The sequence below is a fragment of the Pseudomonas sp. Irchel s3h14 genome (genome assembly GCF_900187425.1).
Lineage (GTDB): Bacteria > Pseudomonadota > Gammaproteobacteria > Pseudomonadales > Pseudomonadaceae > Aquipseudomonas.
Genome location: NZ_FYDJ01000006.1, coordinates 162,027 through 185,690, shown reverse-complemented (window position 1 = coordinate 185,690; position 23,664 = coordinate 162,027). Strand labels below are relative to the sequence as shown.

The window sequence follows — 23,664 nt, the reverse complement described above, 5'->3', positions numbered from 1 at the left end:
ATAAATGGCGCGGCAAAGTTGCTTCGGATCGATGACCGCAGCGCGCCCTTCGCGAGCAAGCCCGCTCCCACACTTGACCGAGTTGTCTGGGCAAACGCGGTTAAATGTGGGAGCGGGCTTGCTCGCGAAGGCAGCGAATCGGTTTTGGAGGAGCGGGAGTTTAGAAATCCCGCTTGTAGAAGATGTCCAGCGAACTGGCCACGCCGCCCGCCGCTTCGAGGTAGACCTTCTTGCTCAGCTTGTAACGCAAGGCGATGGTGTTGGCCGGCTCGAACACGCCAACGCCATAACGCAGGCTGAGCTTCTCGGAGATATTGCCGCTGGCTACCACGCTGGTGGCGTTGCCGCTGCCCTGAGTGTCGAGCTGGAAGTCCTGAATCCCCAGGTTCTTGGCCAAGCCGCTGGTCACTCCCGAACTGCCCATCAAGCCCAACCCGAGGGCCGCTTGAGCCAGCATGTTGTTGTCCTCACCGCTGGTGCTCAGCGGACGCCCCAGCACCAGATAGGACAACGCCTGTTCCTGACTCATGGCCGGCTCGGAGAAGATCTGTGTGGTCGGCTGCTCGGCGCTGCCGCTCAGGCGAATGCCGGCGATCACGTCGTCGGTCTGGCGGATTGCTTCGATGTCCAGATACGGCTGATCGATGGGACCTGCAAACAGCAAACGCGCCCGGCGCACGGTCAATCGCTGACCATAGGCACGGTATCGCCCATCGTTGAGCCAGAGCTCGCCGCGGGTGTCCATGTTGTCGCCGATGTGCACATGACCTTGCAGGTTGGCGGTCAGGCCAAACCCGGCGAAGCTGAGTTTGTCCTGACCGACCACCACATCGATGTCCATCGCCATGGCCATCGGCGGTTTGCCCTCTTCGGTCTGCTGACCGACGATCACCGTGTCATCGGACACCTTGACCGTCGATGGCGGCAACTCGCGCACGGTGATCTCGCCTTTCGGCACCAACACTTTGCCGGTGATCGCCAGTTTGTCGTCCTTCACCGAAATCTTCAGGTCCGGCGCCACTTCCAGCTTGGCGTACGGCTCGACGGTGACGGGCAATTGCGTACCTTTGAGCGCCAGATCCACCACCAATGCCTGACCCCAGGCGATGTTGCCGCTCAAGGTGCCCTGCCCGGTCTTGCCGCTTTTCCAGCCGCCGTTCAATTGCACGGTTTCGCCAGCGATCACGGCTTGAAGTTGCAGCGCTTCAAGGTCCATCGGCAGTTCAGGCCCGGAAATCTCACCATCGCTGAGCAGCAGATTGCCGTTGACCTGCGGCGCCAGCAGCGTACCTGCGAGCGTGCCGCTGCCATTCAAGCGTCCGGTCAGTTTCTCGACCATCGGCACAAACGGCCGCGCCACCGACAGGTCCAGTCCATTCAAACGGAATGAGCCGGTCAGTGGCTTGTCCTTCGGCAACGGATTGATCTGCGCCTGGAGCATAAGCTCACCGAGCTTGCCGCCGACGAAGTTGAGGTCAGTGTCGATGCGCTTGGGCGTGAGTTTGCTGTTGAGTTTCAGGGTCTGGTACGGGAAATCCAGCCACTGGTCCTTCTCCTTGATGCGCAACGTGCCGCCGCTGGCATCGACGCTGATCTGGCCGTTCGGGCCGCTGGCCGGCAGGTCCAGTTGCAGGTCGGCGTTGAGCCGGCCCTTCCAGGTGAAATCTTTGGGCAACCACTGCGCCAGGCTGTCGATCGGGAATTGTTTGAGGTGATAACGCAGCTTCGGCTCAGGCATCAGGCGCTGATCCTCACCGCACAGGCTGGCCGGGCCGGACGTCCAGCAGTGAGCGCCAAAATTGATCTTGCCGTCCGCCAGCCGCTCCAACTTCGCCGGACCTTGCAGTTTCCAGTCTTGACCGCCGGCCTGGATATCGCCGCTGGCCAGGCGCCCACGCCAATTGCCTTGGTCCAGATTGCCGTCGAGGCCGAGCGCGAGTTTCAGCTTCGGCCCTTGCAGGTCGAGGGTGAGTTTCTGGTTTTTGATATCACCCTGGCCGCTGGCGGTCAGCGTCCCCAGTGACGTCTCACCGGCCTGAATGCCGCTGCCCTTGAGGTCGATTTTCGCGCGCTGCGCGCTGTCGAGGGTGGCGTCCAGATTCAGGCTTTGCAGGCGATTGTCTTCGAAGGCCAGTTGCGTGCCTTGCAGCCCGAGCTTGCCTTGCGGGGCCTTGAGTGTCCCGGCGACATCGACGCGACCATTGAGCTGACCGCGCAGTTGCGGCCACAGCTGGCCCAGGCGCGGCAGCTTGATATCGATCTGACCGGCGAGCTTCTGTTGCAGACTGCCCTTGCCGTTGATGCTGTTGTCGCCGAGGCGAATCTGCAATGCGCTGAGGTTCCATTGCTCGCCGCCGCCATCGGCTTTGGCCTGGACCACTGCCGGTTGGCCGCGCAGCTTGCCTTTCAGATCGAGATCAGCGGTCAGGCTGAGTTTTTCATTCTTCATCTCGCCTTTACTGCGCAACGGTCCGGCCAGGGTGCCCGGCAACTCCGCGACCCAATACGCCGGATTGATCGCCGACAGGTCCAGCGCGGTGTCCCAGGCAATGCCGTCGGCGAACTGCAGGTTCAGGTGCCCTTCGGCCTTGCCCTGCCCGGCTTCGAGTTGAATTTGTTGCAGGTAGATTTTCGTCAGATCACCGCTGAACGGGCTGGTAAGGCTGAACGCCCCGGCCGGGCCGTCGAGTGCGGCTTTGAAGTTGCCGAGGTATTTACCGTCGGTGTAGGAGACTTCACCGTTGAAGCTGCGCAACGCCACTTCGGGCTCGTCGATCAGTGGATAAAGGCTGTGCCACGGGAAATCCAGCCAGTCGATTTTGGCATCGGCGCTCAGGCCTTTGCTCCAGTCGAGGTTGCCGGTGAGTTTCAGGCTTTGCTTGTCGTTGGCAGTGAGGTCCAACCCGGCGATCTGAGCGCCATTGGTGTCGACCTTGCCTTGCAGCAACAACGCGACGGGTCCTTTTTCGCCAGGCAACGTGGCTCTGCCAAGCAACTGGTAACCGTTTTTCAGGTCGCCGTCGCCGGTGAGTTCCAGTTGGTTGAGTTGCAGGGTGTCCGGCAGATCGGCGCTAGGCTTGAAACCGTCACCGGTGATCCGCACCTTGGCCGGCAGGTTTTCCACCAGCGGTTGCAGTTCGCCGGTCAATTGCCCGTTGAGGTAACCGCTGCTGTCGGCTTTCAGGTTCAGGGTTTTCAGCAGATCGCCGTCGACCTTCAGCGCCAGCGTCCAAGGCCCGGTGCCGGGGGCTGGCAGGGTCAGTTTGCCTTCGGCCTTGAGCGGCCAGTTGCCGCTGGGTTGCAGCAGGCCTGAAAGATTCAGGCTCAGGTCATCCCTTTGCAAATGAACGGAGTCGATCTGCAAGCCGTTGACCGTCCAGTGCGCCGCCAGTTGCAGGCCCTTGAGTTCTTCGCTGCCGTTGAACATCAGGCTGCCGACCTGGACATCGCCCAGCTCGATGGCCAAAGGCAGTTTCAAATCCGGGAGACTGATCGGCCCGCTGCTTTCTTCTTCCGTGCCGGGCGGAAATTGCAGGCTGACCTGATCGGCTTTCAATTGCTCGATGCACAGGGTCATGCGCGTCAGGCACAACGGCGACCAGGCGAAAATCACCTTGTTCAGCTCGACTCGACTACTGTCCTGCTGCCACAGCAGATGGTCGGCACTCCACTGTCCGCCCAAACGACCCTGGAAATTCTCGACGGTCAAACCTGGCACAAACACCAGCGCCCAGCGACTGCCCGTTGCCGTGCCCAGCACCGTGGCCACGGTCAGGACGACCAGCATCAGCAGCGCCAGAATCGCCAGCAGCGTTACTTTCAAACCACGCTTCACAGCTCAGGCCCCATGGAAAAGTGCAATCGAATGCCGCCGTCGTCGTCCATCGCATGAGCCAGGTCGAGGCGTATCGGCCCCACCGGAGAAACCCAGCGCACACCGATACCGACACCGGTCTTGAGGTTTGGCAGTTCGAGGGTATTGAAAGAGTTGCCCTGATCGATGAACGTCGCGACTCGCCATTTTTCGGCGATGGAGTACTGATACTCGACGCTGCCGGCAACCATGTAGCGGCCACCGATGCGGTCGCCCTCGGAGTTCTCCGGGGACAGGCTCTGGTAATCGTACCCGCGCACGCTCTGATCGCCACCGGCAAAGAAGCGCAACGACGGCGGCACTGATTTATAGCCATTGGTGGCGCTACCGCCGACCTGCACCCGACCGAGGAAGCGGTGTTTGTCGAAGACCGTGGTCAAGCCTTTCACCAACGCGGTGCCGTAAAGCAGGTTGGTGTCGGAGCCCAAACCTTCCTTGGCCACTTTGGTCTCGAATTCCAGGCGATAACCGTTGTGCGGGTCGATGCGGTTATCACTTTTCAGGTAGGAATAGCTGACGCCAGGCATCAGCAACGTGCTGAGCCCTGAGTCGTCGCCGAGCCTGTATTCCTCGCGCTGCCACTTGAGCGACACCACCCGCTGCCAACCGCTGGGCAACTTGCTGTGCCACTCGGGGCCGACGGTCAGCAGTTTGCTGAGGGAGTCCTTGTCTGCGATTTCTTCGTTCTGATAACCACCGGCGAACCGCAGTTTGTCGGTCAGCGGCGGGTCCAGGGGAATGTCGTAGAACACACCGACGTTCTGCCGGGGCGCGGAAACTTCAGTCTCCCAGCCATAACTGTGCCCTTGAGGGTTGACCCAATGCCGGGTCCAGTTGGCCTTGACCCGTGGGCCGACGTCGGTGGAATAACCCAGCCCCAGACCCATGGTCCGTGGTTTGCGGGTTTCGAGTTTGACGTCCACCGGGATCACGTCGTTCTTGGACGCCGTCGGCGCCGCATCCACCCGCACGCTTTCGAAATAGCCGCTCGATTGCATGGCCTGACTGAGTTCGGCGATCAGTTCGGAGTCATAAGGCGCGCCCGCCTTGAAGGGCACCATGCGCCGCAGCAGGTCTTCGTCGAACGGCGTGTCACCTTCAAAACTGACCTTACCCAATGAATAACGCGGGCCGCTGTTATAGATCAGTTCGATGTCGGCGACGCCGGCTCGCGGGTCGACCAACAATTTCTGGCTGCTGAAATAACCACTGAAAAAGCCATAGCGCGAGGCCTGATTCTGAATCAGGCGTTTGGCGTCTTCGTAATGGCCATGGTTGAGCACGGCGCCGGTTTTCAGCGCATCGCTTTTGGGTACACGGAAGGATTTGAGGGAGGCGGCCGGGCCGTCGATGCGAATAGTGACATTGCGCAAATGCACCGGCTCGCCGGGATCGATGTTCAGCACCAGGCGCGGCGTCTTGCCGCCCTTCACATCCGAGTCGATCTGCGGCTGGTAATAACCCAAGGCCTGGGCGGCCTTGCGTGCCTGTTCTTCGGCGCCACGACTGAAGCGCAGCAAGGCTTCTTCGTCACGATCGCCGAGGCTGCCGATATAGCCCTCTATATTGGCTTTCAGTTCATCGTTGGACGGTTTGATCCGCACATCCAATTCACTTTGCGCCAGCGCCGCGCAGCTGGTAATCAGCATCAGCACGCCGCTGGTCATTCTTCCTGGAAAATTCATAGGCGCGGATGCTATCACGAGCTTGGGAGCGTGATAGAGCCTGGCGTGCGGTGAAAGTTCTACCTTTATGCCGTTGCAGTTTGTAACACCTGCGGATTGGCATGGAAAAACACGTGTTCGCGAATCGGTCCTACGGCGACCTCACCGATTTCCTCATAACCCTGACGCTTGTAGAACTCCAGATAACGAGGATTCCCGGTATCGAGGATTACGCCCTCGGAGTGTTCATCCACTGCGCACCAGTTGTGCACCGCTTGCAGCAATTGTTCGCCAAAGTGTTGGCCCTGAAATTGCGGATGAACCCCCAGCAACGGCAGCAGGTGCACCGAGTCGGACGGCACGCAAGCCATCACGGCATCGTGATACTCGAGATAACGTCGGGTGCAGCGAAACCCGGTGCTGAGCACCATGCGCAGACGCCAGGCCCAACTTTCAGTGATGCCCAGGCGGCGTTGCGGCGGCGCGATCAGCGCGATGCCGATCAACCGGTCGTTGACCAGCAGGCCGATGGCCGGCAATTCCTGAAAAAAGTGTTGCTTGACCAGTTCACGCACAGTGGCGCGGACCCGTTGTTCATAGCCGGGACGCTCCGCTTCGAACAGGTAGCCGAACGTCGGCTCATGCCGGTAAGCCTGGTACAACAACGAACGTGCTTCGCGGGAATAGCCGCTGTCGAGCATGTGAATATCGGCGATGACGGTCGAGGTTTCGGGCATAACGGTAGTTCTCCCCTGGGCGAGGCTCAAAAAGGCCTCGTTCTTATTGGTACGAGCCTTGCGCAGTCGCGATCGTTCCCACGCCCCCAGACATTAGCAGCGCATTTGGACTACTGCCACGCTGGCCCCGATCCTACATGTCAGCTAGCATCGCCCTTTTGCCAGGACTGCCGACCATGAAGATCGTCTCCTTCAACATCAACGGGCTGCGCGCTCGCCCGCATCAGCTGGCAGCGCTGATCGAAAAGCATCAGCCAGACGTTATCGGCTTGCAGGAAACCAAGGTTCACGACGACCAATTCCCGCTGGCCGAGGTTCAGGCGCTGGGTTATCACGTGTATTTCCACGGTCAAAAAGGTCATTACGGCGTCGCCCTGCTCTCGCGTCAGGAACCTATCGCGCTGCACAAAGGTTTCGCCACCGATGAAGAAGACGCTCAGCGCCGCTTCATCTGGGGCACGTTCGCCGACGCCAATGGTGTGCCGGTGACCATCATGAACGGCTATTTCCCACAGGGCGAAAGTCGCGATCACCCGACCAAGTTCCCGGCCAAGGAACGCTTTTACAGCGATCTGCAACAATTGCTGGAAAGCCAGTTCAGCAACGATCAGCCGGTGGTGGTGATGGGCGACGTGAACATTTCCCCGGAAGACTGCGACATCGGTATCGGCCCGGACAACATGAAACGCTGGCTGAAAACCGGCAAATGTAGCTTCCTGCCGGAAGAGCGCGAGTGGATGGCTCGCTTGAAGAACTGGGGCCTGGTGGACAGCTTCCGTCACTTGAACCCGGAGGTGGCCGACCGTTTCAGCTGGTTCGACTACCGTAGCCGCGGTTTTGAGGATGAGCCCAAGCGTGGGCTGCGGATTGACTTGATCATGGCGTCCCACGGGTTGTTGCCACGCGTGAAGGATGCGGGTGTGGATTACGAATTGCGCGGGATGGAAAAACCGTCGGATCACGCGCCGATCTGGCTTGAACTGAGCTGATCCCGCTTTAGATCGTTCCCACGCTCCGCGTGGAAATGCCGCCAGGGACGCTCCGCGTTCCGCCTCTGGAGGTGACGCAGAGCGTCACGGGATGCATTCCCACGCAGAGCGTGGGAACGATCACTCACCCTGTCATCTTTCAGAAACCTTACTGTCTTATTCTCCCGGCACTTCCTTTGGCTTATAAGGTGCCGGCATGACGCTACGCGTGTTGTTCCTGTTGATGCTGTGCGCCTGGCTGCCGCTGACGACTTCGGCGGGCGCGTTGCCGACGCCCGAGTCTGGCCCGGTGCTGCGCATCCAGGGTTCCAACACCATTGGCGCGGCATTGGGCCCGGCGTTGGTTGAGGGATTGATGCGCGAACAGGGCCTGCTGAAGATTCACAGCGAAGCCCCGGACAAAGCCAACGAACTGCGCGTCATCGGCGAAACCGTTCAGGGCCGCCGGGTCGCGGTGGACATTGCCGCCCACGGTTCCAGCACCGGTTTCACCGCCCTGAAAACCGCCACCGCCGACCTCGCCGCCTCTTCGCGCCCGATCAAGGACAGCGAACGGACAGACCTTGCACGCCTGGGCGACTTTAAAAGCCCCGGCGCCGAGCAGGTCATCGCCATCGATGGCCTGGCAATCATCCTTCATCCGCAAAATCCGTTGAGTGAACTGAACACCGAACAACTGGCAAGAATCTTCAGCGGCGAGGCAAAAACCTGGGAAGAACTCGGCGGCAGCGGTGGGACGATTCATCTCTATGCGCGGGATGACCAATCGGGCACCTACGACACGTTCAAGGAATTGGTCCTCAGCCGTCGTGGGAAAACACTGAGCAGCGCTGCGAAACGGTTCGAATCCAGCGAGCAATTGTCCGATGCGGTCAGCCTCGACCCGCAAGGTATCGGCTTCATCGGCCTGCCTTATGTGCGTCAGGCCAAAGCCGTGGCGATTGCCGACGGCCAATCCCAAGCCATGTTGCCGCTCAACAGCCTGATTGCCACGGAAGACTATCCGCTGTCCCGCCGGCTGTTCTTTTACTTGCCGCCCAACGGGAAAAACCCTTGGGCCGACGCACTGGTGGCGTTCGCACAAAGCAGCAAGGGTCAGGCGATTGTTGCGGCCAATGGCTTTATCGCCCAGACCGTCCAGGCCATGACCGTCACGCCGAATGCATTGATGCCTGAGGGTTATCAGGCGCTCAGTCGCCATGCCCAACGACTGACAGTGAATTTCCGTTTCGAAGAAGGCAGTGCGACGCTGGACAACAAGGCCCGGCAGGACCTGTGGCGGGTACTCGACTATATAAAGCAGCGTGACAAGACCAATCGGCAGGTGACGCTGGTGGGGTTTGGCGACGCCAAAAGTGATCCGGCCCGCGCCGATCTGCTGTCGAAACTGCGCGCGATGGCGGTGCGGCGGGAACTGGTGAAAAGCGGCGTGGTGTTTCGCGAGATTCGTGGTTTTGGCGCCGAGATGCCAGTGGCGGCCAATAGCGCGGATGAGGGGCGAATCAAGAATCGGCGGGTTGAGGTTTGGGTGTATTGACGGTGTGTATGTGTAGCAGCTGTCGAGCTTGCGAGGCTGCGTTCGGCTGCGCAGCAGTCGTGAAATCAGGCGATGCGGTGTTTCAGGGAGACCGCACATACAGGTTTTACGACTGCTGCGCAGCCGAACGCAGCCTCGCAAGCTCGACAGCTGCTACATGGCAGCTACAGGGTGCAAATCAGCCAAGCAGTTTCTGCAACTGCGCCGTGGTGTCCACCGCGCCCATCGTCTTGGCGGCATCCAGCGCAGAGACGCCATTGGTGTCCTTGGCTTTCGGGTCGGCGCCTTTGCTGATCAGGTAGTCGACGATTTCGACGCGATTGAACATCGCCGCCATCATCAGCGCCGTACGACCGTCGAAGGACGAACCTTCGACTTGCGCGCCGCCTTCAACCAGTGCCTTGACCACCGCCAGGTCACCTTTGAACGCCGCGCCGGCAATCGGGCTCTGGCCGTTGTCGTTGCGGATTTCCGGGTCAGCCTTGTGTTCGAGCAGGACTTTTACCGTCTCCACATGGCCGTGGTAAGCGGCCAGCATCAGCAAGGTGTCGCCCTTGTGGTTACGCAAGTTCGGCGGCAAGCCCTTGGTCAACAGCGCAGCCATCATGGCCGCATCGCCCTCGCGCGCCTTGTTGAATACCTGTTCGGCAAATTCAGCGGCTTCTTCGGGGGACATCTGGCGGCTTTGGTCTGACATTGGGCACTCCACGTTCGGTTATTCGCAAAGCCGACAGTTTCCCGAGCAGCCCCGAGGCTGTCACTTCTTTTTTCTCATGGACGGCCATAGCCACATTCAATAGCGCTGCATTCAATAACGAAAAGCGCCGCCGTGAATATCCGCCAGCAACTGCGGAGTGACCTGCACGTAAGTCTGGGTCCCCGGCAGCCAGGCGTAGATCGGATCATCGCCGGTTTTGCCGGGGTCGAAGGCTTCGTCCTTGAGGCGGGTCTTCTGATATTTGAAGGTGCCGGTGGTCTCCATTTTCACTTTGACTCGCAGGAACAAGGGCACCGCATAGGCGGGCATTTGTTCACGAGCGAAAGCCAGCAGCTCACTGAAATCCAGGGTCGCCAGGGACTCGGCTGGCGTAATCGCCGCCATCCCCGCACGCCCGTTGGTGTTGCGGATTTCCACGCCGTAGGCCACGGCTTCGGAAATATTCGGGTGTTGCAGAAGGATGTTCTCGACCTCGGTGGTCGAGACGTTTTCACCCTTCCAGCGGAAGGTATCACCCAAACGGTCAACAAACTGCGCATGACCGAAACCGATGTTGCGCAGCAGGTCCCCGGTATTGAAGTAACGGTCGCCCTTCTCGAACACGTCGTGCAGCACAACCTTTTCGGTCTTCTGCGGATCGGTGTAGCCGTCCAGCGGCGCCTTGTCGTCGATCTTCGCCAGCAACAAACCCTGCTCGCCTTTGGCGACTTTGCGCATGAAGCCCTGGGCATCCCGAATCGGCGCGCCGCTGTCGTGGTCGTACGCGGCCAACTCCCATGACATCAGGGAAAAACCGACGGTGTTATCAAAGTTGAGGATGTTGGTGAAACCGATGTTGCCGTCGCTGGCGGCGTAGAGCTCGCAGATGTGGTTCACCCCGAATCGCGTCTTGAACTCGCCCCACGCGCCGGGGCGCAGGCCATTGCCGATCATCTTCGTCACGCTGTGCTTGCTGTCGTCGGCGCTGGGCGGTTGATCCACGAGGTAGCGGCACAATTCGCCGACATAACCGAGGGTGGTCGCGCGGTACTTGCGCACGTCGTTCCAGAATTGACTGGCGCTGAACTTGCGGCGAATGGCGAAGCCCGAGGCGCCACTGATCGCCGAGCCCCAGCACACGCACAGCCCGGTGGCGTGATAGAGCGGCAAGGTGCAATAGACGACATCCTCCGGACGCATATCCAAGGCGATCAGCCCGAAGCTTGCGGAGCTACGCATCCAGCGGCCGTGTTTGAACACCCCGGCCTTGGGTAAGCCAGTGGTGCCCGAGGTGTAGATATAGAAACAAGGGTCGTCGAAAAAAACCTGCTGACTGCTGACGGGGTTAGCGCCGGAGCTGTCAGCACTGGCGGTCATCAGGTTGATGAACCCGTCGGGCGCAATACCCGGATGGCTGAAGGTGTCTCGATCAGCGACGAACCAGGTGCGCGCCGCCTCGATCGACACCCGTTCGCGGACCGCCGAAAACGCCGGGACCAGCTCTTCTCCGACAATGATCGCCGCGGGTGCCACCAGGTTCAGGCTGTGGGCCAGGGTATCGCGGGTCTGCGACGTATTGAGCAAGGCACTGATCGCGCCGACCTTGGCCACCGCCAGAATCGTCACCAGCAGTTCCGGGCGATTCTCGATAAAGACCGCCACCACGTCGCCCTTGCGGATGCCTTGGGCAATCAGGTGATGGGCAATGCGATTGGCCCATTGGTTGACCTGAAAATAAGTCAGCGCCACTTCACCCTGCAGCAATGCCGGGCCATCGGGATTGCGCAACGTCGCTTGTTCGAAGCTCCAGCCCAGGCCGCACGGTTGGGTCGGGTCCTTGACGTTGGCGGCTTTCATGCCCTTCACCACGCGAGGAATGGCTTTGGCAATGGAAGGCAGCTTGCGGAGCATCATGCCCCAGGTAATCGTGTCGTTCGGCGTGCGGCTCATGGTTGCTCCCGGTCGATCTTTTTATTGTTCGGGCGGCGTTGATTGAGGCCGAAAATACGTCAGCGGTTCCTGAGCTGTACACGCGGTTTTTGAAATGATTTGTATCCACGGCTGCGGTATTCGAAATCGTGAGCCTGCGCCGGGCAAATGGTTCCATCGAATCGACGTCGACCACGCAAAATGCAGGATGCACGATGGCCATTCATGCAGATTGCACGAAAGCGAAAAATCACTGAAAGATCAACTTATTGATTTATAACGATTTTTAAAAAATCAGGTGCTGGCACAATCACTGCAACTACCTCTGCATGCTTGCCATTCAAGAGCTAACGGAGCTGATAGACATGAACCTGATCCAAGAAAAATTTTCGTCCCTGTTCTCCAACTTCGAAGTGACCACCCAGCCACGTCCTGACGGCGGCATTCTGCTGACCTTGAGCAGCACCGACGGCAAAGTCTTCAAACGCTCGATTTCCTACCAGCAATTGCATGCTGGCGATCAGCTGTCCTGGGTGATCAGTGCCATTCGCCGTGACATCGCCGAACAGGCAAGCGAACTGCCGCAGATTTCCATGCTGCAAAGCCAGCAGCGGTTTGCCCTGCCGACGTATCACTCGGTTTAAACCGTTCCAGAGCTGTAAACAAACAGGCCGTGAGAGCTTTCGCTTCACGGCCTGTAGGAGCCGAGCTTGCTCGCGATGGCGGCGTGTCAGTCAGCACTAATGTCGCCTGATACACCGCCATCGCGAGCAAGCTCGGCTCCTACAGGTTATGTGAGTTATGTGGTTACAGGGTAGAAGGGTTGATCCGCGCAAAACTGTCGACGGTCACATGCCCCGCCAGCTCCCCGCCGTCACGGGCCAGCCCGCACGTCGCCATTCCCGCCGTGCGCGCCGCGTCCAGTTCCTCGACGATGTCGGACAGAAACAGGATCTGCGAAGCGTCCAGGCCAATGGCCTGGGTAATGCGCTCGTAGGACTGCGCTTCACGCTTGGGCCCCGAGGTGGTGTCGAAATAGCCGCTGAGCAGCGGCGACAAATCACCCGCCTCCGAGCAACCGAAGATCAGCCTTTGCGCCTGAATCGATCCCGAAGAATAAACAAACAGTTTGAAGCCGTCCTGATGCCAGCGTTTGAGCGCTTCAACGGCGTCCGGGTAAACGTGGCCTTTCAACTCTCCGGCCTGATAACCCTGCTCCCAGACCATGCCTTGCAACGCTTTTAGCGGCGTGGCTTTGCGGTCTTCGGCGATCCATTGCAGAAGAATGTCGATCACCCGCTCGACGTCGGCGTTCGGCTCGTTGGTATCCCGGCGAACGGCGTCCAGTTGCTCGGCAACATCCGCACGCGCGGCGTTATGGCGAACAAAATCCGGCAAGTGTTTGGCCGCGTAGGGAAACAGCACGTCGAACACAAAACTCACCGCGCTCGTAGTGCCTTCGATGTCGGTGAGAATCGCTTTGATCGGCATCGCCTCAGTCCTCAAGACGCGGGAAGCGACTGGCGATGTCGTCGCCGGTGAAATTGGCCACCCAGCCTTCAGAGTTGTTGAACAGGCGGATCGCGACGAAATGCGGATGCTCGCCCATGTCGAACCAGTGCGGGGTGCCGGCCGGTACCGAGATCAGGTCGTTTTTCTCGCAGAGCACCGCGTAGACGTAATCGTCGATGTGCAGGGTGAACAAGCCACGGCCGGCGACGAAAAATCGTACTTCGTCTTCGCCATGGCGATGTTCGCCGAGAAACTTGGCGCGCAATTCGGCTTTTTGCGGGTGATCGCTGTTCAGGCTGATCACATCGACGGTGATGTAACCACGTTCGGTCATCAGCTTGTCGATTTGCTCCTGATACGCGGCGATCACTTCTTCCTGACTGGCGCCGGGCTGGATTTTCGCCGCGGCATGCCAGCGGTCGAAACGCACGCCCTGCTCGGCCAGGGTCGAGGCGATGTCTTCGAAATGCGTCAGCACCTTGTTTGGCAAATCAGGGCTTGAGACGTGGTAAACGGACAGGCTGCTCATCAGGGCAACTCCTTAACGGTTCATGCTTGGCGGTTCAAGAGTGAGCGCATCTTCAACTCGCACTCGAACAAAAATTCAAAGGCCTCGATCTGCCGCAGCGCATCGCTCATGCGTGCGCCCCAGGTGTAGAGACCGTGGCCGCGGATCAGGTAGCCGACGCAATCGGGATGGGCCTGGAGCCAAGGCTGCACCTTGGCGGCGAGGCGCGCAATGTCTTGATCGTTGTCGAAAATCGGCACACGCACCCGGGATTCGTGGGTGGACACACCACTGAAGGCTTTTTGCAGTTCGTAGTCTTCGAACTCGATGAAGTCTTGCGGCGTCAGGCGCGACAGCACCGTGGCGTTCACCGAATGCGTGTGCAGCACCGCGCCGATCTCCGGGCGCCAGCGGTAGAGCTGGGTGTGCAGCAGGGTTTCGGCGGACGGTTTTTTGCCCGGTTCCAGGCTGTTGCCGGACAGATCGGTGGCTAGCACATCGTCGACGCCGAGTTGGCCTTTGTGCTTGCCGGACACCGTCAGCAGCGCTTCAGTCGGCGACAGGCGCGTCGAGTAGTTGCTGCTGGTGGCCGGCGACCAACCGCGGCCATAGAGAAAACGCCCGGCATCGATGATTTCCTGGGCGAGGTGCTCACGGGTAAGGCTCATGGCCTGTCCTCTTGCATACGTGTGGCAATGATAACGGCTGCCGCGAAGGCTGCGAGGCTGGCAATACTAAAGGTCAATGCGGGGCCAAGGGCATTCCAGCTGTAGCCGGAATACAACGCGCCCAGTGCGCCGCCGGTGCCGGCCAGTGCGGCGTACAACGCCTGGCCCTGCCCTTGTTGGCGCGCGCCGAAGCTACGTTGCACGAACTGGATGGCAGCCGCGTGAAAGCTGCCGAATGTCGCCGCGTGCAGCACCTGGGCAAACAACAGCACCCAAAGGAATTCAGCAAACGAACCGAGCAACAACCAACGCAACGCTGCCAGCAGAAAGCTCGCCAACAACACCCGACGTACGGAGAAACGCGCGAGGATCTTGCTCATGGCCAGAAACATCAAGACTTCGGCGACCACACCGACCGCCCAGAGCACGCCGATCAGTCCACGGCTGTACCCGAGTCGTTCCAGGTGCAAGGTCAGAAAGGTGTAATAAGGACCGTGGCTCATCTGCATCAGCGCCACGCAACCGTAAAACGCCAACACCCCGGGATTGCGCAATTGCTTGAGAAACCCATCTCCCGCAATTCGATTGCCCTGAGCCGGTTGGGCGTTCGGCACCCACAAACTGCTGAGCACGATTCCGGCCATAATCAGCACCAGCGCCACCGGATAGATATCCAGGCTCAACCATTCGAACAGCCGGCCAAGCGCGACCACAGTGATGATAAAACCGATGGAACCCCACAGGCGGATCTGGCTGTAGCGGTTAGTCTGGCCCTGCAAGTGCGCCAACGTGATGACTTCGAACTGCGGCAACACCGCGTGCCAGAAGAACGCGTGCAAGGCCATGACCATCGCCAGCCAGGCATAGGTCTTGCTGACGAAGATCAGCGAAAACGTCAGCAGCGTGCAGACCGCACCGAAGCGCACGATGGCCAGGCGTCGGCCGGTGTAATCACCGAGCCAGCCCCAGATATTCGGCGCCACGCAGCGCATCAGCATCGGGATCGCCACCAGCTCGCCGATGCGCGCGCTGGAAAAGCCCAAGTGATCGAAGTACAGCGCCAGAAACGGCGCTGTCGAACCGAGCAAGGCGAAATAGAACAGATAGAAACTGGAGAGCCGCCAGTACGGGAGCGCCGCTGTTGTCATCTGACAACAGCGGCTTTGAGGTCAGCCATTAAAGCTGACCCAGCACCGGCGTGCTCACGCGCACGTCCAGGTTCTGCCCGCGGTGACGCAACAGGTGATCCATCAGCACGATAGCCATCATCGCTTCGGCAATCGGTGTGGCGCGGATGCCGACGCACGGGTCATGGCGACCCTTGGTGACGACTTCCACCGGGTTGCCATGGATGTCGATGGAACGGCCCGGCGTGGTGATGCTCGAGGTTGGCTTGAGCGCCAGGTGCGCGACGATCGGCTGACCCGACGAAATGCCACCCAAAATGCCGCCCGCGTTGTTGCTGAGGAAACCTTGCGGGGTCATTTCATCGCGGTGTCCGGTGCCGCGCTGGGCAACGCTGGCGAAACCGGCACCGATTTCCACGCCTTTGACTGCGTTGATGCTCATCAGCGCGTGAGCGAGTTCGGCATCGAGACGGTCGAAGATCGGCTCGCCGAGGCCCGGCATTACGCCTTCAGCGACTACGGTGATCTTCGCGCCAACCGAATCCTGATCGCGACGCAACTGGTCCATGTAGGCCTCCAGCTCCGGGACCTTGTCCGGATCAGGGCTGAAGAAAGCGTTCTCTTCTACCGAATCCCAAGTCTTGAACGGGATTTCGATCGGGCCGAGTTGGCTCATGTAGCCACGAATGACGATGCCCTGAGTGGCCAGGTATTTTTTCGCAATCGCACCGGCGGCCACGCGCATGGCCGTTTCACGGGCCGAGCTGCGACCGCCGCCGCGGTAATCGCGCTCGCCGTATTTGTGGTGATAGGTGTAGTCGGCGTGGGCCGGGCGGAACAGGTCCTTGATCGCCGAGTAATCCTTGGACTTCTGGTCGGTGTTGCGAATCAACAGGCCGATGGAGCAACCGGTGGTGCGCCCTTCGAACACGCCGGAGAGGATTTCGACTTCGTCGGCTTCCTGGCGCTGGGTGGTGTGGCGGCTGGTGCCGGGTTTGCGGCGGTCCAGGTCACGCTGCAGATCCTCCAGAGAGATCTCCAGGCCCGGCGGGCAGCCATCGACAATGGCGACCAACGCCGGACCATGGCTTTCGCCCGCGGTGGTGACAGTGAACAGCTTGCCGTAGGTATTGCCGGACATGCAGGACGCTCCGTGAATTCGAACCAAATACGTAATGCGCGCCAGTATACGCAGGCTACCCAACTAGTTCATCCTCGAACCTTATGGGTGCCTGCGAGTCCAACCGGCATCTTGTTCATGATGGCGTGATGATGCTGCGAGTTATAGCCTTGAGCCTTACCCTGTTTACCGGCTTTGTACAGGCCACTGTCCTGCAACGCCCGATCACGTTGGACACCGGCACCGGCGAGCTTTTCGGCTCGTTATTGCTGCCCAAGTCCGACACGCCGGTACCGGTTGTCCTGATCATTTCCGGCTCCGGTCCTACAGATCGTGACGGAAACAACTCCGACGGCGGACGCAACGACAGCCTCAAGCGTCTCGCTTGGGTACTGGCCAAACACAACATCGCCAGCGTGCGCTATGACAAACGCGGCGTGGCGGCGAGCCTTGCGGCGACCCCGGATGAACGCAATCTGTCGGTTGAAGCCTACGTGGCCGACGCCGAGGCCTGGGGCCAGAAGCTCAAAACCGATCCGCGCTTTGGCCAACTGATCCTGCTGGGCCACAGCGAAGGCGCCTTGATCGCCAGCCTCGCGGCGCCGAGCCTGGACGCCGCCGCGGTCATTTCCATGTCCGGCAGCGCCCGGCCGATCGATCAGGTGCTGCGCCAACAATTGAGCAATCGCCTGCCGCCAGCACTGATGTTGCGCAGCAATGAACTGCTCGACAGCCTCAAGGCTGGCCACACCGACGACAACGTTCCGCCGCAGTTGCAGGTGATTTTCCGCCCGAGCGTGCAGCCGTATCTGATTTCATTGTTCCGCCAGGACCCGGCGGCGGCGTTCGCCAAGTTGAAGATGCCGGCGCTGATCATCCAGGGCAGCAATGACATCCAGGTCGGCGTCGGTGACGCCAGGCTGTTGAAGGCCGCCAAACCGGACGCCGAACTGGCGCTGATCGAAGGCATGAACCACGTGATGCGCATCGTGCCCAACGATGTAAAACGGCAATTGGCCTCTTACAAAGATCCGCAATTGCCGCTGGCGGCCGAACTCGGCGCGCGAATCATCGGGTTTATTGACGGACTTCGCACCAGTTAAGCGGTGTAGGGGGCGCTCTCAACTAGTTTTCACGCCGCGTTGTCGCCTTAAAGCGGGCCAAGCAAGGCGCAGGCCGCTGGTAATGGTTGTTCCCTTTCCAAGGCCTGCAACGCAGCCTGGCCCGCTTTAAGGCACAACCCGAAGGGCCGGGCCTGCTGTTGTGCAGGGCTGCGTTGCTCGAAGCTTATTTGGAATGACCAAACCACGCTTCTCGCGCCTTGCCCTGCACAACAGCAGGCCCGGCGCGGCGTGAAAACTAGTTTAGAACGCCCCCTAACCCTCCAGTACTGAAAAAAACGGCCGATAAGCCTTTGTCGCCAGCGCTATGACTGGCGGCAAGCAGAGCTTGGACAGGATCTCGCCGTTATGACTGATACCCAGACTTCACCCGACACCACCGCTGAAAAAGACACACCACCAGTGGTCGAGCTGCCGTGGGCGGACGTCCACGCCGAGCACCACAAGATGCTCCGTCTGGCGCCATTGCAAACCGACCGCAACACCGGTGGACGGCCGCTGCGCTTTGTTGAGTTCGGTTACGCCGAGCGCAACAACAAGGAACACAGCCTGATGCGCATGAGCATTGCGCTGCCCGGCCAGCGCGTGCGCAAGGAACAGAATCATCTGGACGTGTGGGTCGATCACGCCACCAAGCGCGTGCATTTCGGACCTGACAGCGGTTTGCAGATCGAACCGATGAACCGTGGCATCGGTCGCTTCATGGCCGCTCAGGGCATTACCTGGGCGAAAAAGAGATGGCCCGGCTACACCGTCGACGGCACAGACCTGAACAACAAGGATGCGCTGAACGAAGACACTCGCCTGCGCCGCGATCACTTTTTGCGGATGCATGGTTTTGATGTGATCTACGCCGACGCCCAGCATTTGAAGGGCAGCGTCAAAGAAGTGCAGGTCGGCGACCTGTTGGGTGACTGGAGTACGGAAAAACTTCAGGTCGTGGAAATTCTTGAGGCGGCGCAGATGCTCCAGCAAGCCGAGCAAAATCTCGCCGAGCAGGAAGTCAAACTCAAGAAACACGAAGAAAAAGTCAGCAAGTACAAGCGCGAAGACGCCGGACTGCGTTTTACCATTACCTGTCTGGTGGCGTTTGCGGTGTTTCAGGCGGGATTGTTGATCTGGATTGCCACGCACCGGTGACTGATCGTTCCCACGCTCCGCGTGGGAATGCAGCCCGGGACGCTCTGCGTCCCATCAAGAGCCGAACGCGGAGCGTCCGTTGAGGCATTCCCACGCAGAGCGTGGGAACGATCGTTACGGGTTAAACGCGAGAAGCGAACAGCGCCTGATGGTTGCGGCACTGTTCCGCCGTCAGCATGAATACACCATGCCCACCGCGCTCGAAATCGAGCCAGGCGAAGTCGACTTCCGGGTACAGCGTCTCAACGTGAACCTGGCTGTTGCCCACTTCGACAATCAGCAAGCCCTTCTCGGTCAGGTGATCCGCCGCTTCGGCGAGCATGCGACGCACCAGGTTCAAACCATCATCACCGCAGGCCAGGCCCAGCTCCGGTTCGTGCTGGTATTCGTCCGGCATGTCGGCGAAATCTTCCGCATCAACGTAAGGTGGGTTCGACACGATCAGGTCGAAACGCTGACCCGGCAAACCATCAAATCCATCGCCCTGCACCGCGTACACCCGCTCATCGACGCCATGGCGCTCGATGTTCTGGTTGGCCACTTCCAGCGCTTCGAACGACAGGTCGGCCAGCACCACTTCGGCGTTCTGGAACTCGTAGGCACAGGCGATACCGATGCAACCGGAACCGGTGCACAGGTCGAGAATCCGCGCAGGTTCGGTACCCAGCCACGGCGCGAAACGTTTTTCGATCAGTTCGCCAATCGGCGAACGCGGGATCAATACACGCTCATCGACAATGAACGACATGCCGCAAAACCACGCTTCACCCAACAGGTAGGCGGTAGGAATGCGTTCTTCGATACGGCGCTTGAGCATGCGTTGCAGCTTGACCAGCTCGTCTTCTTCAAGATTGCAGTCGAGATAGCTGTCGGCGATTTCCCACGGCAAGTGCAAGGCACCCAACACCAACTGACGCGCTTCGTCCCAGGCGTTGTCGGTCCCATGGCCGAAAAACAGATCCTCCCCATGGAAGCGGCTGACGGCCCAACGGATATGGTCACGCAGGGTACGAAGTCGGGAAGTGATCACGGGGCAAACTCCAAAAAAAACGACTGGCGATTCTAACAGCCAAAACGCGTCTCGACGACGCGGGAAAACTACCGGCGCAAATGTAGGACTATTCTATTTTTTCGGCCGGCTATTGAACAAAACGGGCCTATTGACAAGGCTGCGAGCCAGAAAAGACGGCGCCTACGATGGTAGCGATTCACAGAAGCGCTCAGCCAGAGGACAATGTCGCAAAAGCCCCACTCGAAGGAGCCCCAGAATGTCCGTTCCAAAAACGATGTTTCAACTCAGCGGCCGCGGTTATGCAGCAGCCGTTCTGAGCCATGCGACCCTTGTCATCATCGATGCCCAGAAAGAATACCTCAGCGGCCCGTTGGCCCTGATCGGCATGGATGCTGCCGTCGCGAACATCAAGCAACTGGTGGCCGCTGCCCGTGCAGCCGGCCGGCCGATCGTCCATGTCCGCCACCTCGGCACCGTCGGTGGGCTGTTCGATCCACAAGGTGAGCGCGGTGAGTTCATCCCGGGCCTGGAACCACAGGGCGACGAAACCATCATCGGTAAATTGCTACCGAGTGCGTTCCACGGCACCGAACTGCTGGAACGCCTGCAGAATCTCGGCTCGCTGGACCTGATCGTGTGCGGTTTCATGAGCCACTCCAGCGTCAGCACCACGGTGCGCGCCGCGAAGAACCTGGGCTTTCGTTGCACGCTGGTGGAAGACGCCTGCGCAACTCGCGACCTGCCTTACAAGGGCGGCGTATTGAGCGCAGACCACGTTCAGCAGACCGAAATGGCGATCATGGCGGACAACTTTGCCACCCTCGCACTGACTCACGAACTGATCTGATCAACGCTCGATGAGCGGTCCATGCCGCCGCTCATCCGCAAAAGCCTATCATTTGCTGTAATTGTCTTAGCCTCAGGAACATCCCGGTCAACTCCCGGTCGAAGGGCCGATACCCATTGAGGAAGGTCGGAATGAAGTTATCCGATGGTTTTGACGCTCGCCGCTTGCGGCCCAAAGGCCAACGCAACTGGCGTTTTCGAATCGGCGCGGCATTTGCTGCCTTGCTGTCGATGAGCGGTGTGTTGCTGGCGATGGCAGGCATAGCCAGCCTGCTTGGCCACGCGCCCGCCCTGGGCGAGTTGAACACCAACCGGGTCGGTTCGGCAGTGGTTCTGGCGATTGGCCTGTTCGTGCTGTACCTCGGCGTGTGGCTGTGGCGTCGCTGCCGTCGCCGCTCGCGGCAGTCGCAAGAACTGAACATCTCCCCGCATTTGATGAAAAAGCACGACTGAGCCGAGTGCTGCGCGTTTTCTCGCGCCGCATTCGCCTCGAGTTGGGTAAACTGGCCGCCCTTCGCGGAGGCTGACATGCAAGACGACGATTTTTCCCTGTTCAAAAGCGCGATCCAAGGCGTCAAGCCGATCAAACACGATCGCGCCGAAACCGGCAAACCCAAAGCTGACCGCGCGCAAATCGCCAAGTTGCGTCAGGCCGCCACCGTGCGCACCGATGCCACCACCGTTGACGGGCTGTCCGATCAGTTCGTTATCGATGTTGGCCCGGAAGACGAGCTGATGTGGGCGCGTGACGGTGTTCAGGAAAGCCAGATGCGCAAGCTCAAGATCGGACAGATTCCGTTCGAAGGCAGCCTCGACCTCCATGGCATGAGCGTGGAAAAGGCCCGGGAAACCCTCTGGGCGTTTCTGGCCGAAGCGACCAAATTCGAAATCCGCTGCGTGCGCGTCACCCATGGCAAGGCTGTGCGTCTGGACGGCAAGCGTCCGATGATCAAAAGCCACGTCAACACCTGGCTGCGCCAACATTCACAAGTGCTCGGCTTCACCTCGTGCCAAGCGAAACACGGCGGTGCCGGAGCGGTTTATGTGATGCTCAAACGGACCATGATGGAAGGTCGCGACGAATAAAGCGGTCGCCTGGCAAATTATCGGGATAACGATTTGCAATGATATGGGAGCTCCCGTAATACTTCGCAGATGGAATTTAAAGAACGACTCAAAGCAGCCCGCCAACACGCCAAGCTCAATCAGACCGAGCTTGCCGAGCGCGCAGGCCTGACGCAAACCTCAATCTCCGACCTCGAGCGCGGGAAATCGAAGGCAACAGCCTTTGCTGCCCAGATCGCTTCAGTGTGTGGCGTTTCATCGATGTGGCTGGCTGAAGGTGTCGGTGACATGCTTAAAGGGGTGTCCGATGCTGCTCCGTTGAATCGCATCCCTCCAGGCATTTCAATGTCAGACATCCAGCCTTGGGACGACAGCACGCCCCTGGATGACGATGAGGTTTATGTCCCCTTCCTGCGTGAAGTTGAGCTGGCGGCCGGCTCAGGCCGTTTCGTGATCGCAGAAAACGACAGCGCCAGACTACGTTTCTTCAAGAAAGACCTGCGTCACAACAACGTGCAGTTCAACAACGCCAAGTGCGTGGTGGTGAGCGGAAACAGCATGCTCCCGGTACTGCGCGACGGCGCTACGGTTGGCATGAACGTCGGAAAGAACTCGCTGGGCGACATCGTCGACGGCGAAATGTACGCGATCAACCACAACGGCCAGCTCCGCGTGAAACAGGTCTACCGACTGCCCAGTGGAATCCGCCTACGCAGCTTCAACCGTGACGAGCATCCGGACGAGGACTACACGTTCGCTGAGATTCAGGAGCAGCAGATTGCGATCCTGGGTCATGTCTTTTGGTGGGCGATGTATTCGCGGTGAACTGAGTTGCGGTGATTCGACGCCCATCCATGTGAAGCCCGCCAAGCGCGGGCTTTTTTTGTACCTGGAATATAGGCACGGAATAAAATATGGGAATACCCATTGACACAAAATATGGGAACACCCATATTTATATCCAAACCAACGGGAAATCGATCGGAAGCTGCCAGGCATCACTTCTGCCCATTCACTGAGTGGGCAGTGGGATGTAGGCCTGCATCAAACGCAAGGCTCACCAGAGCAAAACGCGACATCAATGGACTGAGGCAAAAACCATGACTGTAGACATCAGCAACTTCACCATCGCTACCCCGCTTCCAATCTCCGACACCAACCCGATTGCGCTTGAGCTCATCGGCTGGCGCGCACTGATCGAATGCCCCGACGTCATCTCAATGCTTGAAGATGGTTCGCTGCAGATGACGGCGCCGACACTTGGAGCCTCGAGCAAGAGCACGCTACGAACCCGCTGCGAGTGGAAGGAGCCAGGTTACTGGCTGTTCTCCAGCGCAGCGGACCACTGGAATCGACAGGAAATGCGACTGACGAAGGTCAACTCGCTGCAGAAAGTCGTGATTGGCCAGATTCATGTGAAGGGTTCAGAACGACCTCCGGTAAAGGTGTTCTGGAACAAAGGAAAAATCACCATGGGGTTCCGGTCAAGCTACCTCCAGGACGATCCGGTCAACTCGACGGTGTTGGAGAACGTGCCGCTCGGAGCACTTTTCAAAATAAACATTCACGCCAATTCGAGCGGCGCCGTCTCTGTATCGGCTAGTTGTAACGGCGTCAAATCCACTTCCGCGATCATGCGTCTCGACAACACCTGGGACACGAAAACTCTCGCCTTTCACGGTGGCGTGTACAACCAGATCGATTACTCCGACACCACCGACCCGCTAGACGGTTCTATCTGCATCATCAGCGATCTGTCGATCACTCACGGCTGATACGACCTGCTCGGCCTGATGAGCAAGACAGGCTTCAGGGAAGCATCACTGCTGCACCTTGGCGACAGGGTGTAGCGGGATGCGCAAACCCGAAATGACCGATTTGGGGATTCGCGCCCGCCGGCAATACAACTGCCGGCACACATACGCTACCATGTGCCTCATGTCGGGGATGAACCCTGCGATTATTGCCACTCAGCTCGGTCATAGCGTTCAGATGTTGCTATCGACCTACACCCGATGGATCAACGCCAGCACAGACTGGGGTGAGCCCGGGAAGATTGAAAAGAGCTTGATTGGTACACAATTGGTACAGACAGAAACAGTACCCCTCTGAAACCCT

General features: G+C 59.4%; 21 protein-coding genes and 1 pseudogene. 11 read left to right on the top strand and 11 right to left on the bottom strand.

Annotated features, from left to right (window positions below):
- Positions 1–160: 160 nt before the first annotated feature.
- From CKW16_RS14400 to CKW16_RS14390, 3 genes are all read right to left on the bottom strand, one after another.
- Positions 161–3,835 carry a translocation/assembly module TamB domain-containing protein gene (locus tag CKW16_RS14400; RefSeq protein ID WP_095128967.1) on the bottom strand — a complete coding sequence of 1,225 codons (3,675 nt, stop codon included), beginning with the start codon at positions 3,833–3,835 and terminating at the stop codon, positions 161–163.
- A complete protein-coding gene (locus CKW16_RS14395; RefSeq protein WP_095128966.1) occupies positions 3,832–5,559 on the bottom strand; it encodes an autotransporter assembly complex family protein in 1,728 nt (575 codons plus the stop codon). The genes CKW16_RS14400 and CKW16_RS14395 overlap by 4 nt, the downstream gene beginning before the upstream one ends.
- 65 nt (positions 5,560–5,624) lie before the next feature.
- Positions 5,625–6,275: an N-acetyltransferase gene (locus tag CKW16_RS14390; RefSeq protein WP_095128965.1), complete on the bottom strand. Its 651-nt coding sequence runs from the start codon at positions 6,273–6,275 to the stop codon at positions 5,625–5,627.
- Positions 6,276–6,451: 176 nt separating this feature from the next.
- Here CKW16_RS14390 and xthA point away from each other — a divergent pair, with 176 nt between their 5' ends.
- Both xthA and CKW16_RS14380 read left to right on the top strand, forming a co-directional pair.
- Positions 6,452–7,264: an exodeoxyribonuclease III gene (gene xthA, locus CKW16_RS14385; RefSeq protein WP_095128964.1), complete on the top strand. Its 813-nt coding sequence runs from the start codon at positions 6,452–6,454 to the stop codon at positions 7,262–7,264.
- Between the two features lie 196 nt (positions 7,265–7,460).
- Positions 7,461–8,801: a substrate-binding domain-containing protein gene (locus tag CKW16_RS14380; RefSeq protein ID WP_095128963.1), complete on the top strand. Its 1,341-nt coding sequence runs from the start codon at positions 7,461–7,463 to the stop codon at positions 8,799–8,801.
- Between the two features lie 178 nt (positions 8,802–8,979).
- On the opposite strand, the gene CKW16_RS14375 is transcribed toward CKW16_RS14380, so the two are convergent.
- Positions 8,980–9,498: an ankyrin repeat domain-containing protein gene (locus tag CKW16_RS14375; RefSeq protein WP_095128962.1), complete on the bottom strand. Its 519-nt coding sequence runs from the start codon at positions 9,496–9,498 to the stop codon at positions 8,980–8,982.
- 111 nt (positions 9,499–9,609) lie between these two features.
- Complete coding sequence (locus CKW16_RS14370) at positions 9,610–11,448, bottom strand: long-chain-acyl-CoA synthetase (protein ID WP_095128961.1); 1,839 nt, start codon at positions 11,446–11,448, stop codon at positions 9,610–9,612.
- 344 nt (positions 11,449–11,792) lie between these two features.
- On the opposite strand from CKW16_RS14370, the gene CKW16_RS14365 reads away from it, so the two are divergent.
- Positions 11,793–12,071 (top strand): DUF3509 domain-containing protein, encoded by a 279-nt coding sequence (locus CKW16_RS14365; protein ID WP_008146103.1) that lies wholly within the window; start codon positions 11,793–11,795, stop codon positions 12,069–12,071.
- Between the two features lie 163 nt (positions 12,072–12,234).
- On the opposite strand, the gene mtnC is transcribed toward CKW16_RS14365, so the two are convergent.
- From mtnC to aroC, 5 genes are read right to left on the bottom strand one after another with little or no spacing between them, the layout of a single operon-like run.
- Positions 12,235–12,918, bottom strand: coding sequence for an acireductone synthase (gene mtnC / locus CKW16_RS14360; RefSeq protein ID WP_095128960.1), 684 nt, complete (start codon positions 12,916–12,918; stop codon positions 12,235–12,237).
- 4 nt (positions 12,919–12,922) lie between these two features.
- Positions 12,923–13,468 carry an acireductone dioxygenase gene (locus CKW16_RS14355; RefSeq protein ID WP_095128959.1) on the bottom strand — a complete coding sequence of 182 codons (546 nt, stop codon included), beginning with the start codon at positions 13,466–13,468 and terminating at the stop codon, positions 12,923–12,925.
- 20 nt (positions 13,469–13,488) lie between these two features.
- The gene (locus tag CKW16_RS14350; RefSeq protein WP_095128958.1) at positions 13,489–14,115 is read right to left on the bottom strand and encodes a methylthioribulose 1-phosphate dehydratase; all 627 of its coding nucleotides are present in this window, start codon (positions 14,113–14,115) and stop codon (positions 13,489–13,491) included.
- Positions 14,112–15,263 carry an MFS transporter gene (locus tag CKW16_RS14345; RefSeq protein WP_095128957.1) on the bottom strand — a complete coding sequence of 384 codons (1,152 nt, stop codon included), beginning with the start codon at positions 15,261–15,263 and terminating at the stop codon, positions 14,112–14,114. The genes CKW16_RS14350 and CKW16_RS14345 overlap by 4 nt, the downstream gene beginning before the upstream one ends.
- Positions 15,264–15,291: 28 nt before the next feature.
- Entirely contained in the window at positions 15,292–16,383 is a 1,092-nt protein-coding gene (aroC, locus tag CKW16_RS14340; RefSeq protein WP_095128956.1) for a chorismate synthase, read from the bottom strand.
- A gap of 83 nt (positions 16,384–16,466) precedes the next feature.
- On the opposite strand from aroC, the gene CKW16_RS14335 reads away from it, so the two are divergent.
- Complete coding sequence (locus CKW16_RS14335; RefSeq protein ID WP_095128955.1) at positions 16,467–17,465, top strand: alpha/beta hydrolase; 999 nt, start codon at positions 16,467–16,469, stop codon at positions 17,463–17,465.
- Positions 17,466–17,831: 366 nt separating this feature from the next.
- On the top strand, positions 17,832–18,623 hold the full coding sequence (locus tag CKW16_RS14330; protein WP_095128954.1) for a hypothetical protein: 792 nt from the start codon (positions 17,832–17,834) through the stop codon (positions 18,621–18,623).
- 121 nt (positions 18,624–18,744) lie between these two features.
- On the opposite strand, the gene prmB is transcribed toward CKW16_RS14330, so the two are convergent.
- Positions 18,745–19,653, bottom strand: a complete 909-nt coding sequence (gene prmB / locus CKW16_RS14325) for a 50S ribosomal protein L3 N(5)-glutamine methyltransferase (RefSeq protein WP_095128953.1) — start codon at positions 19,651–19,653, stop codon at positions 18,745–18,747.
- A gap of 238 nt (positions 19,654–19,891) precedes the next feature.
- Here prmB and CKW16_RS14320 point away from each other — a divergent pair, with 238 nt between their 5' ends.
- From CKW16_RS14320 to CKW16_RS14295, 6 genes and pseudogenes are all read left to right on the top strand, one after another.
- Positions 19,892–20,482, top strand: a complete 591-nt coding sequence (locus CKW16_RS14320; RefSeq protein ID WP_033057146.1) for a cysteine hydrolase family protein — start codon at positions 19,892–19,894, stop codon at positions 20,480–20,482.
- A gap of 131 nt (positions 20,483–20,613) precedes the next feature.
- The gene (locus CKW16_RS14315) at positions 20,614–20,934 is read left to right on the top strand and encodes a hypothetical protein (protein ID WP_095128952.1); all 321 of its coding nucleotides are present in this window, start codon (positions 20,614–20,616) and stop codon (positions 20,932–20,934) included.
- A 75-nt stretch (positions 20,935–21,009) separates the two neighbouring features.
- Entirely contained in the window at positions 21,010–21,567 is a 558-nt protein-coding gene (locus CKW16_RS14310) for a Smr/MutS family protein (protein WP_008146127.1), read from the top strand.
- 69 nt (positions 21,568–21,636) lie between these two features.
- Entirely contained in the window at positions 21,637–22,371 is a 735-nt protein-coding gene (locus CKW16_RS14305; RefSeq protein WP_095128951.1) for a helix-turn-helix transcriptional regulator, read from the top strand.
- A gap of 275 nt (positions 22,372–22,646) precedes the next feature.
- Positions 22,647–23,321, top strand: a complete 675-nt coding sequence (locus tag CKW16_RS14300; RefSeq protein WP_095128950.1) for a polysaccharide lyase family 7 protein — start codon at positions 22,647–22,649, stop codon at positions 23,319–23,321.
- 94 nt (positions 23,322–23,415) lie between these two features.
- A pseudogene (locus CKW16_RS14295) lies at positions 23,416–23,658 on the top strand (site-specific integrase); the annotation flags it as partial.
- Positions 23,659–23,664 lie beyond the last annotated feature (6 nt).